10 protein-coding genes and 1 pseudogene are annotated in these 11,164 nt (G+C 73.2%); 4 read left to right on the top strand and 7 right to left on the bottom strand.

Features of this window, described 5'->3' with window-relative positions; translation table 11 throughout:
- Nucleotides 1-41: 41 nt before the first annotated feature.
- The gene (locus ASE20_RS03750) at nt 42-1,487 is read right to left on the bottom strand and encodes an ADP-ribosylglycohydrolase family protein (protein WP_056893204.1); all 1,446 of its coding nucleotides are present in this window, start codon (nt 1,485-1,487) and stop codon (nt 42-44) included.
- Nucleotides 1,487-2,440 carry a TY-Chap domain-containing protein gene (locus ASE20_RS03745; RefSeq protein ID WP_056893203.1) on the bottom strand — a complete coding sequence of 318 codons (954 nt, stop codon included), beginning with the start codon at nt 2,438-2,440 and terminating at the stop codon, nt 1,487-1,489. Before ASE20_RS03745 ends, ASE20_RS03750 begins: the two co-directional genes overlap by 1 nt.
- 65 nt (nt 2,441-2,505) lie before the next feature.
- Here ASE20_RS03745 and ASE20_RS03740 point away from each other — a divergent pair, with 65 nt between their 5' ends.
- Nucleotides 2,506-3,207: an NUDIX hydrolase gene (locus tag ASE20_RS03740; protein WP_056893202.1), complete on the top strand. Its 702-nt coding sequence runs from the start codon at nt 2,506-2,508 to the stop codon at nt 3,205-3,207.
- 49 nt (nt 3,208-3,256) lie between these two features.
- On the opposite strand, the gene ASE20_RS03735 is transcribed toward ASE20_RS03740, so the two are convergent.
- Both ASE20_RS03735 and ASE20_RS03730 read right to left on the bottom strand, forming a co-directional pair.
- The gene (locus tag ASE20_RS03735) at nt 3,257-4,453 is read right to left on the bottom strand and encodes an esterase-like activity of phytase family protein (protein ID WP_056893201.1); all 1,197 of its coding nucleotides are present in this window, start codon (nt 4,451-4,453) and stop codon (nt 3,257-3,259) included.
- Nucleotides 4,454-4,463: 10 nt separating this feature from the next.
- A complete protein-coding gene (locus ASE20_RS03730) occupies nt 4,464-4,895 on the bottom strand; it encodes a hypothetical protein (protein WP_056893200.1) in 432 nt (143 codons plus the stop codon).
- A 119-nt stretch (nt 4,896-5,014) separates the two neighbouring features.
- On the opposite strand from ASE20_RS03730, the gene ASE20_RS03725 reads away from it, so the two are divergent.
- Nucleotides 5,015-7,135 (top strand): fibronectin type III domain-containing protein, encoded by a 2,121-nt coding sequence (locus tag ASE20_RS03725; RefSeq protein WP_082612130.1) that lies wholly within the window; start codon nt 5,015-5,017, stop codon nt 7,133-7,135.
- Here the strand turns inward: ASE20_RS03725 and ASE20_RS03720 are convergent.
- From ASE20_RS03720 to ASE20_RS03710, 3 genes are read right to left on the bottom strand one after another with little or no spacing between them, the layout of a single operon-like run.
- Entirely contained in the window at nt 7,132-7,854 is a 723-nt protein-coding gene (locus tag ASE20_RS03720) for a lysophospholipid acyltransferase family protein (protein WP_056893198.1), read from the bottom strand. The two genes, ASE20_RS03725 and ASE20_RS03720, sit on opposite strands and share 4 nt — an antisense overlap.
- Nucleotides 7,854-8,210 (bottom strand): UBP-type zinc finger domain-containing protein, encoded by a 357-nt coding sequence (locus ASE20_RS03715; RefSeq protein ID WP_056893197.1) that lies wholly within the window; start codon nt 8,208-8,210, stop codon nt 7,854-7,856. The genes ASE20_RS03720 and ASE20_RS03715 overlap by 1 nt, the downstream gene beginning before the upstream one ends.
- A gap of 26 nt (nt 8,211-8,236) precedes the next feature.
- A complete protein-coding gene (locus tag ASE20_RS03710) occupies nt 8,237-8,977 on the bottom strand; it encodes an endo alpha-1,4 polygalactosaminidase (protein ID WP_056893196.1) in 741 nt (246 codons plus the stop codon).
- Between the two features lie 109 nt (nt 8,978-9,086).
- Here ASE20_RS03710 and ASE20_RS03705 point away from each other — a divergent pair, with 109 nt between their 5' ends.
- Together ASE20_RS03705 and ASE20_RS24950 are read left to right on the top strand one after the other, a co-directional pair.
- A complete protein-coding gene (locus ASE20_RS03705; protein ID WP_082612129.1) occupies nt 9,087-10,091 on the top strand; it encodes a 5'-3' exonuclease in 1,005 nt (334 codons plus the stop codon).
- Nucleotides 10,092-10,402: 311 nt separating this feature from the next.
- A pseudogene (locus ASE20_RS24950) lies at nt 10,403-11,164 on the top strand (13E12 repeat family protein); the annotation flags it as partial.

Here is an 11,164-nt window from a genome sequence, read left to right as displayed (position 1 = left end):
CTGGGCGACCGTAGAGGACCCGTCCGACTCATGAGGCGCTTTCAGCTCGACAGCCGCTCCAGTGCCGCCCGGAACCCCCGGTTCGGGTACGCCGACGGCAGCACCCCACACACCGCACCGAACGCCTCGTCGAGCGGCACCCCGCGGTGCAGCGCGTAGGCGATGCCGACGGTCGGCGTACGACTCTGCGCGGCGACACAGTGCACCAGGACGCGGTGCCCCTCGTCGCGCAGCGCGGCGACGGTGGCGGCGGCGTCGGCGAGGAGGAAGTCGAGGTTCGGGTTGACCTCGGGGTCGGGGACGTCGATCAGGCGGTAGAAGACGTGCTCGACGCCCGCGCGGACCTGGCCGGTGCCGACGAGGCAGAGACTGACGACGGCGGTGATGTCGGCGGGGAGGTCGTCGAGGGCGCCCGCGTCGCCGAGGAGCACGCCGTCGTCGTAGGGGTGCGGGACGAGGGTGCCGGCGATGCCGTAGCCGGAGTAGTCGATGTGGGTGGCGGTGGGCCAGCCGTGGACGCCGGGCCCGCGGTGGGCGGCGAGGTGGGCGAGCCGGACCAGGTCCTCGCCGCGCAGGCCCGGGTAGCCGTGGAGGATCCGGCGCCAGGCGGCCGGGACGGCGGACGCGCCCCAGCGGGCGCCGAGCAGGGCGCCCGCGATGGCGGCGACCGTGTCGGTGTCGTCACCGATCGCGATGGCGGTCGCCAGGCCGTCGGTGAGCTGACGGCAGGCGTCGGCGCCGGGCATGACGGGGGTGTGGGCGATCGCGGACCACGCCGCCTGGAAGGCGGCGACCACCCATCCGTTGGGGTTGAAGTGCCCGGGACGGCGGGTCTCGGCCTCGTCTATCCGTGCGGACCAGTACGACGCGGCCTCGTCGTCGAGCAGGTCGAGGCCGACGCGCACGTCGAGCTCGGCGTGGAGGATCGCGTGGCGGATCGCGAGCGACCACAGCACGCAGGCCTCGCCGGCGCGCGGGTCGTAGTGGGTCAGTCGGCTGACGGCGGCGGCCGCCTCGGCGACCGCGGCGGCGTCGTCGAGGTGGGGCAGGGCGACGGCCGCGGTGCGCATCAGGGAGCCGTTGCCGGCGGTGTGGCCGGTGCGCGCGTGGAGGTCGTAGGACGTCGCGAGCAGCGCACTCCCGGTCGGCGCCTGGCCGGCGGAGCGCAGCACCTTGCTGGTCTGGATGCCGATGTCGGCCGGACCGGTCTCGAACCAGTCGCGGAACCGGCGCGCGATCGCGGTCAGGCCCTCCTCGGAGCGGAGGTCGACGCCGGACGCTGCGACGTCGGCGATGCACCACGCCATCGTGGTGTCGTCGGTCCACTCCCCCGGCGCGAATCCGCCGAGGCCACCGCCGATCATGGACGGGCCGTCGGGGCCGAGCCGGGCGCTCCCGAACTCGTAGCCGGCGCCGAGGGCGTCGCCGGCGGCAGAGCCGAGCAGGGCACCGCAGGCGCGGTCGAGCTGTGCAGGGGTGAGCTTCATCAGGCAGTCCTCCCACCGACCCGGAGGGCCAGGTCGTCTCGGGTTGCGGTCATCGCCGCCTCGAACACGTCGAGCATCGCGGCCAGGTGGAGCGGGGCGAACGGGAAGCCGGGAACCACGAGCGTCTGGAAGACGGCCCGGTCGCGCAGCTCCCACTTCACCCACAGGTGGTCGCGGTTGAGGATCCCGATCTCGACCGCGGTGCCACGGAGGGACCGGACGTCGTGGGTCACCCGCGCGAGGATCTCGACGGCGGGCTGGTCCTGGCGCACGCGCACCCAGACCGGCTGGTCGAGGTGGCGCAGCAGGTAGTCCTCGTCGTCGTCCAGCGGCGACGCGACGCCGTACCGCTCCTCGAGGGCCCGCCCGACGAGGCGGAGCAGCCTGGCGCGCGTCTTCGGCTTGTAGGCCGTCTTGCGGAGTCCGGTGCGCGGAGCCTGGTCGGCACCCTCGCCCTCCACCGGTACGTCGGCCGTCGGGCACAGCCCGAGCCGCCGCGCGCCGCTGGCGGCCGGACCCCAGGCCTGGTAGGTCATCAGGTGCGGATGGGCAATCCCGAAGACCTGGCGCAGCGCGAAGACCACCCGGCTGGCGAGCGCCCGGACCACGGTGACGTCCTCCTCGGAGGACCAGTTGGCCGGAGTACCGTCGTCGTCGGCCAGCACGAAGCCCGCGTCGTCGAGCAGGAGCTCCTCGTCCTCGTCGAGCAGGAACGCCGCGCCGAGGTAGGCGTTGCTGGTGACCTCGCCATGGACCGTGGAGCCGTCGCCACACCCCGCGAACTGTGCGTACGGCGCGGTGCCGGACGCACCCCCGTCGGGGATCTCGACGATCAGGTGGTCCTCGACGTCGAGCATCGTCGCGAGGTGGTCGCCGAGCAAGACCTCGAACGCGGACCAGGCCTCGGAGCAGGTCTCATCGGCGGGCGTTCCGCCGTGGCTGGGGTTCGTCATCACAGCCTCCTTTAGCATGTCATCGTCGCTATACATTAGCACGCCAGTCGCGCTAATCTGCGGGAATGGCTCGACCTCGCGGACTGGAGTCCTACCCCCGCCCGGGCGTCACCGTCGACCTCGCACTGCTGACGGTAGAGGGGGCCTCCGACACAAACCCCGAGCTGAAGCTGCTCGTGCAGGACCGGGCCGATCCAGAAGGGCGCGCGTTACCGGGCGGCTTCATCCGCGAGCGCTGGACCGTCGCGCAGACGGTCGAGGACGTGCTCCGCCGCAAGGTCGGCATCGAGCCGCGCGACGACATCCACCCCCGCCTGCTCCGACTCTTCGACGACCCCGAGCGCGACGACCGCACCTGGGCGATCTCGGCCGGCCACTCGGTCTCTCTCCACGAGTCCGACCTCGCCGCCGCCACCGGTGACCTCGTCCCCGTCTCGACCACTGGGAACCTGATCGGCGAGGACCCGCTGCTCTTCGACCACGACGAGATCGTTGCGACCGCCGTCCACGAGCTCCGGGACCGCTACGAGATCCGCTACCGGTACGTCGACATCCACCCCGATCCCGACGGATTCCTCCCCGAGCCGTTCACCCTCCACCAGCTGCGGAGGGTGCACGAGGCCGTCGTCGGCGACGAGCTCCACAAGGACAACTTCAACCGCCGCATGAAGCCGATGCTCGAGCCCGTGCTGCGCGGCGGCGAGCCGGTCCTGGCGACGCAGCTGCGCGGACGCCCGGCCGCGCTCTACCGGAAGGCCGCGCGATGAGCTCCCCGATCGGGTCCCGCCTCGCCGTCACCTCCTGACCCGACCCGGGTCAGTCCAGCTTCACCTCGACGTACGTCGTCCGCACCCCCGACTGCTCGACGTCCTCGTCGAGCCCGTAGGCCCGCGGCACGAAGCCGAAGTCGTTGTCGCTGATGATCGCCAGCGTCGACCGGTTCTTCAGGGCGGCACCCTCGATCTTCCCGGGGACGCCCGCGACGCCGGCGAGGTTGACCAGCAGGGTCTTGTCCTCCTCGGTGATCAGCGGGTCGGCCGGGTCGAGCTCGACCGTGTGGAAGCGGGCCTCGGTGTCGGTGCGCTCCTCGACGACCACGTGGGTCTGGTCGACGGGGACCAGCGCGGAGATCTTCAGGTCGCGACCGCGGGTGCCGGCGGCGAAGGTCGAGGGGGCGTCGAAGCGGTAGCCGTACTCGTGGAGCGTCGTCCCGGTGCGGGTGTCGAAGGACACCAGCTCGGTGATGATCCGGTCCCGGTCCCCCGGTACGACGACCGAGCTCTGCAGCGCGACGACGACCGTGCGGCCGTCGGGCAGCAGGGCGATGTCCTCGAACCCGCGGTTGCCCCGGCGGGCGGACAGGCCGGCGGGCAGCGAGCCGCTGATCGGGTAGTCGGCGCCGGCGGCGACGTAGTCGTCCTCGAGGCCGGCCGGGACGTGACGGGCGACGACGTGGCCGGAGGCGTCGACCTCGACGATCGAGGGGCCGTACTCGTCGACGAGCCAGAAGTGGCCGTCGGGCGTGCGCACGACGCCCTCGGTGTCGAGGCCGTTGGCGTTGTAGGCGACCGGGGTGACGCCGTCGGCGAGGACCGGGGGCGGGTCGCCCGCGACGGCGAAGTTCGGGAGGCCGGTGACCGGCTCGCCCGCCGGGGTGGTCAGCAGGAGGGAGTCGAGGACCTGCAGGTCGTTGCCGCGGGCGCGGACCTTGACCAAGGAGGGCGTGAACTCCGGGACGATGAAGGTCCGGGCATCGCCGACCTCGCCGTTGGGTCCCCGGTCGGTGACGGTCCAGTACTCGTTCCTCCCCAGCGCGAACAGCCCGCTGCCGAGGCCGCCGAGCTCGACGCCGTGGTCGTCGACGACCGTCGACTGGAAGTCGCCGAGCGGCACCGCGTCCAGAGTCACCCGCTTGTCGACGGTGGGAGCAGAGGGCGCCGCGGTGGCGGCGAGGGCGGGACCGGCGAGGAGACCGGTGACGCCCATCAGGGCGACGGCAGGCAGGAGGCGCATGGGCCGGACGCTAGGGGTCCGGTACGACGCCCGGCTGATCGGCAGATGTCCGGTCCGTGAACGCCGGCGCGGCCACCAGGGGCGGCGCGGCGGCGGTGACGACGCCGACCACGTCCCAGGTCGGCCCCAACCACAACCCGCCGCGGTCCCAGCGCAGCACGGGACGGCCGAAACGGACGTCGTAGACCCCGACGACGGCCTGCTCCCCCGACCTCGCCAGCACCAGGTCACCGCGCAGCGGGCGACGGCCGCCGGCGCGGACGGCGACCTCGGTGCCGGCCGGCAGGCCGCGGGAGGCGAGGGTGTCGACAGACAGGCGGTGGCGCAGGCGGTCCTCGGCGCGGGCGGCCCGCGGGCGGCGTACCGGGGCGGGGGCCGGGGCGGGCGCCGGGAGGTCGAGCGGCAGGCAGGCCTGCCCGTCGCCAGCTCGCTCCGAACGCATGTTCGAAAGGGTAGGGCATCCGCGCTGCCGGGTTGCAGCGATCCCCCGCGGCGTGGCGCCGACTGGACTAGGTTCCGAGAAGAGGTTCCGGGGTGTCACCGAAGGAGTTGGAGTCCGCGATGAGGTTGCTCGCTCGTGTGCTGGCCGCTGTCCTGATGGCGACGGTGCTGTTCCACGCCGGCCCGGTCGCTGCGGCCACCAAGCCCTCCGCTCCCCGCGCCGTGAAGGCGACCCCGCTGAACAAGGCGGTCAAGGTGACCTGGGCCGCGCCGGCCTCCACCGGCGGCTCCCGGATCAACGCCTACGCCGTGCAGCGGCGCAACACGACGACGGCCCCGTGGGTGACGGTGAAGTACACCGGCGCCGCCGCCCGGGCCTGGACCGAGACCGGGCTGGTCAACGGAGCGCGCTTCTACTACCGCGTGATGGCGCGCAACGGGGTCGGCTGGGGCCCGACGAGCCCCCAGGTGAGCGCGGTGCCGCGCACGGTGCCGTCCTCGCCGCGCCTCCTCGAGGCCGACGTGCACCCCGGTGCTCTCGGCGTGTACTGGTCGGCGCCGTCGAGCAACGGCGGAGCCTCGGTCGACGGCTACCGCGTCGAGTGGTCGACCGACGGATCGACCTGGACCGGAGCCACCACGTCGGCGCTGCCCAGCCAGGCATCGCCCTTCCTGGTCCCCCTGAACCTCGGCACCCGGTACTGGCTCCAGGTGCGTGCCCACAACGCGGCCGGGTACGGCGCCACCACCGGCGCCGGGCCGTACCGCGTCTACACGACACCAGGCGCCGTGACCGGCCTCGCCGCGACCGTCAGCAGCGGCCAGGTGCAGCTGACGTGGACGGCGCCGGCCTCGAACGTCGCGCTGGGCGTCCCGGCCGCGACGGCCTACCTCGTCGAGGTCAGTGACGACGGCGGGGACACCTGGGCGACCGACAGCAGCACGGCACAGTCGCCCTGGGTCGTGGACGACCTGACGAACGGCATCGACTACACCTTCCGGGTCAGCGCACTGACCGGCTTCACCAAGCTCGGCCCCGGACTCGCCACCGAGATCGCGCCCGGGGCGCCGGTCGGTCCGCCGCCCTCGCCGCGGAGCCTCGCGCTCAACTGGGACGAGGTCGCGGGCGACCACCGCCTGTCCTGGCAGCCGCCGGTCAGCGACGGCGGCAAGCCGCTGACCCGCTACGTGGCCGAGTACTGGAACCAGGCCACGCCGCCCCCGTACCCGACCTTCACCTACTCCGACCCCAGCCAGACCAGTGCGATCGTCGGCGCCTTCGCGCTCGACCACCAGATCAGGCTGCGCGCCTGCAACGGCCCCACGGACGCGGACTGCAGCCCCTGGACCGATCCCGTCGGACCGATCACCGGCCCGGTGACCGGACTGGTCGCGACGCAGTCGACCGCCGGTGCGACGCGCACGGTCGTCGTGGACTGGGACCAGCCGGACAACGGACTCGCCACCTCCTACGACGTGCTGCGCAAGGCCGCCGACGGGGACTACGCGTCCCTGGCCACCGGAGTGACCGACACGCAGTACGCCGACGCCAGCACCGTGGCGGCGACGGACTACACCTACAAGGTGGTGCCGCACGGCGGGGGCACGGGGGCGCCGCGCACGACGTCGATCACGACCGGTGCCGACCAGTCCCTCACCCTGCCGACCGGACCCACCGCCCTCACCGAGGGCGGGGCCTCGGCGACCGTCGCGGTGTCCATCGGCGTCGTGTCGACGACGGACGTCGTCGTGACACTTGCGTCGGACAGCCCGGCCGTGGCGGTCGAGTCCCCGGTCACGATCCCCGCCGGATCCCTGTCGGTCGACGCCGAGATCAGCGCCGTCCAGGACGCCAACGCCGTCGGCGAGCACGTCGTGCTGACCGCGACCGCGCTGGGCGGCCTGCAGACGACGACCGCCGTGGACGTCACCGACAACGACGTCCCCGCCATCGTCGTCAGCAGCTCGGACGTCGCCATCCCCCTCGGCACGACGGACACCTCCGTCCTGGTCAGCCTCGACCGGAAGCCGGCCGGGACGGTGACGGTCCTGGCGACCGCGGACCCCTCGCCCGCCCGGGCCTCGGTGCCGGCCGAGCCCCTGGTGTTCGGCCCCGATGACTGGAACGTGCCCCAGGCCCTCAGCATCACCGGAACGGCCAAGGGCGGCACGAGCGTCACCCTGTCCTCGGCCGGGCTCGCCGACCGGGTCGTCAACATCTCCGTGACGAACGCGCCCTAGCGGCCCCGACGCCGCCAGCCGAGCCACGCCCCGAGACCCAGTGCGGCTGCCCCGGCGGCGATCACGCCGGGACGGTTCTGCCAGCGCGTGTACTCCTCGGTGACCTGCGGCCAGGCGGCACCGATCGCCGAGGCGGCGTCCTCGGGCGTGGCCTCCAGACCCTCGACCGAGACAGGCGTGCCGAACACGATCCGCACCCGGCGCGGCAGCGGCCAGCGGCGCTTCTCGGTACCGGTGATCGTCGCGGGGACGATCGGGGCGCCGGCCTCGATGGCGAGCCGGGCGGCGCCGCGCTTGGGCGCACCGAGGCCCTCCTCGCGGACCCGCGTGCCCTCGGGGAAGAGTGCGAGGGCGTCGCCGCGGCGCAGGATCGCCCGCGAGGTCTCGAGCGCCTCCTCGTCGGACGCGCCGCGTCGTACCGGGAAGGCACCCAGGCGCAGGAAGATCCGCGCCATCGGGCCCTCGAAGTGCTCGGCCTTGCCCATGAAGTGGACCGGCCGGCGCAGCACGATCGCCACGAAGAACGGGTCCCAGAAGCTCTTGTGGTTGGGCACGATGACGACCGGCCCCTTCTTCGGGACGTTCTCCTTGCCGGTCGCGGTGAAGCCGCAGAGGATGCGGAAGACGATGGCGGCGAGGTACTTCACGACCAGGTAGAGCGGCCCGCTGACGCCCTCCTCGCGGGCGATCCGGTGGGCCTCCTCGTTGGTCGTGGCCATCAGTGGATCAGCTCCCGCCAGTTCAGCGGTACGGCGCCGCGCGGGCCGGGCGTCGGCTGGTCCTCCGGGTGCGCGAGGGGCGGCGCGAGCTCGGGCCCGGCGTAGTAGTCCTGCGCCTCGAAGTCCCAGAACCAGTCCTCCCCCGGCTCGAACGACCGGATCAGCCGGTGCCCGGTCTCGCGGAAGTGCGCGGTCGCGTGCTGCTCGGGCGAGCTGTCGCAGCAGCCGACGTGCCCGCACGCCGCACAGCGCCGCAGGTGGACCCACCAGCCGCCGGCCGCGGTGCACTCCGCGCACCCGGTGCCGCTCGGCGTGGCCTCCACGTCGATCTGGACGTCGATCTGGTCGTCGCTCATGACCCGACGCTAGTGCGCGGAACGGCTCAGCACCACGAGCGCACGCCGCGCGGCGACAACGCGCGGTCGCGCAGCACGATCCCCAGTTGGGCGCCCCACCGCGCGCACGCCCGCTGGAAGTCGGTGCGCCGATACTCGATCACCAGCACCCGGTTGCCGTACGACGCCCGGTAGCGCCCGCACTCGGCGTACCGCCCACACTCCTCGGCCACCGCGAAGTCGAAGCCCAACGTGGTCCCGTCGAGCTCGGGCCAGTTCTTCTGGCCGACGGCCAGGCCGTCGGCGTGCGCCCGCCGGACGAGGAGCCGCGCGAAGGCCTTCGCCTGCGCGCGGGTGACGAGACCGTGGCTGCGCGACCACGAGTCGAGGTTGTCGAGCTCGACGGCGTCGTAGCCGTTGCGGGCGCAGCCGTCGATCCAGCGCCCGACGATCCGGGCGAGCGCAGCCCGCTTCGTCGGCGTACGGATGTCGAGGAGCCACTCGCCCCACGCCTCGTCGAGCACCGGGCGGCCGCCCCGCTTGAGGACCAGGCTCCAGCGCTGGCGCCAGAAGCGCGCCTCGTCCGGCTGGGTCTGGAAGCCGTTGACGTAGCAGACGTTGTAACGCCCGCGGGCCGGTGCGGCGTTGCGGTCGCGGACCACGATCTCGACCCGGGGGTCGGGCCGCACCGCTCCCCCGAGCTGGTAGTCCACGTCGCCGCCGCCCGGTGGCGGGGTGACGGTGGGCGCCAGCGCGAGGACGACGGACAGGACGAGGGCCGAGATCACCCGCCCAGTGTGCCCCGGGGTCCTACGCTCGTGCCGTGGACAGCCTGGCCGAGCCGCGCTCCGACCGGTTGCCCCGCAAGGACTCGCCCCTCAACGCACCCGAGAGCTGATGCACGCCCGTCCCGGCCGCCCCCGCAAGCTGCTGCTCGCCGTCGACGCGCCGTCGCTGCTGCACCGCCACCACCACGCGCGGGCGCACACCCGGCACCGCGACCGCGGCGGACGGCCGGCGTGGGCGCTGCACGGCATGCTGCGCCAGATCATCGAGTCGATCGACCAGTTCGCCCCCGACGCGGTGATCTTCGGGCTCGACGACCGCGTGGCGTCGTACCGGCGGGACCTGTACCCCGACTACAAGGCCGGGCGGGCCGAGAAGGACCCGGACCTCGTCGACCAGCTCGACCGGGCCGGGGCGCTGCTCGACGCGCTCGGGCTCGCGACGCTCACGCCGCCGGGTCTCGAGGCCGACGACGTGAACGCCTCGGCCGCGACCTGGGCCGGCGAGAACGGCTGGGACTGCGTCGTGATCACCTCCGACCGCGACTCCTTCGCCCACATCAGCGAGCACACCAGGGTGCTGCGGCTGATCGACGGCGGCATCAACGGCTCGCCGCTGCTGACGTCCAAGGCCCTCGAGACCATGTACGGCGTGCCGGCGGAGCGCTACCTCGAGTTCGCGGCCGTGCGCGGCGACTCCAGCGACAACCTGCCCGGCGTGCAGGGCATCGGCGAGAAGACCGCGGCCATCCTGCTCAGCCACATGGGCTCCATGCAGGCGGTCTGGGCCGACATCGAGCACAACGAGGGTGCGGCGCTGGTCGCCGCGCTCGACTCCTGGAGCGAGGAGACCGGCGCCCGCCGGATCAGCGCCTCGACCCTCAGCCGCCTGCAGGCACCCGACGCCCGCCGCCGCTACGAGTTCAACCTGCAGCTGATGGCCGGGCGCACCGACCTCGACCTCGGGCTGACCCCCGACATCCCCGGCACACCGGGCCTGCTGCCGCTCGACATCGAGCGCGTCGAGCGGGTGGTGGGGCACCTCGACATGGCGTCCACGACCGCCCTCGCGCTGCGGGTACTCACCGGCGAGCCGGCGTCGTACGGGCGCGACTGAGGCGTTGGGCCCCTCCGTCGGGTTCCGTCGGTCGAGGACGTCACGCTGCGACCGGCGGCTCCGGTGGTTGAGGTGCGAGGCGCCCTGGCGCCGAGCCTCGAAACCTCTGGCCATGGTGCTGGGATCCTCCCCTTCGGCTCGCCTCGGTCGTCGGTTCCGCTTTCAAGCGGCAGCGACGAGAAGGCTGGGCGGACGGCTGGGTTCGCGCGTCGGGTTGCGGTTCGGAGGGGTTCGCTGAAACCCTCTAGAAATAAGGGGAAACTCGGCAATCCACGCTTGATTCGAACAGGTGTTCGATGTACCATGGGTCCATGAAACACCCCCTCGCCACCGCCGAGCTGGTCGCCACCTGGCGCGACCAGCTCGCCCGCGGTTGCGAGGGCGACGCGGCCCAGCTGATCGACCTGATCGCGGCCCTCGAGGAGCTGACCTCGACCGCCCGCGCGGTGCAGGCCGAGGCTGCGGTGCACTACGACGCCGCCCGCCGTGCCGACGAAGCCGCACGCGGCGTGCCGGCGCGGTTGCAGGGGCGCGGGGTCGCCGGTGAAGTCGCGCTCGCGCGCAAGGAGTCGGCCCATCGAGGACAGTCGCTCCTCGGGTTGGCGAAGGTCCTGACGGCGGAGATGCCGCACACCCTGGACCGGCTGCGCGACGGCACGCTCAACGAGTTCCGCGCGGTCCTCCTGGCCCGGGAGACCGGCTGCCTCGACAAGGATCTCCGTGTCGCCGTCGACGAAGAGCTCTGCGCCGACCCGTCGGCGCTGCACGGCGTCGGCACCCGGGAGCTCGCGGTCCTGGTGCGTCGTCGGGTCGCGGCCCTCGACCCCGCTGCCGTGGCGAAGCGGAACCGACGGGCCGAGTCCGAACGACGGGTCTCGCTGCGGCCGGCGCCGGACACGATGGCCTACCTCACCGCCCTGGTCCCGATGGCCCAGGGCGTCGCCGCCTACGCCACCCTGACCCGCGAAGCCGATGCCGCCAAGGCAGCAGGCGACGAGCGCAGCCGCGGACAGATCGCCGCCGACCACCTCCTCGCCCGCATCACGGGCCTGCCCGACACGGGCACCAGGACC

The organism is Nocardioides sp. Root240 (assembly GCF_001428825.1).
Classification (GTDB): Bacteria; Actinomycetota; Actinomycetes; order Propionibacteriales; family Nocardioidaceae; genus Nocardioides.
The sequence above is the reverse complement of the archived record's forward strand: the minus strand, read 5'-3'. Positions and strand labels throughout refer to the sequence as shown.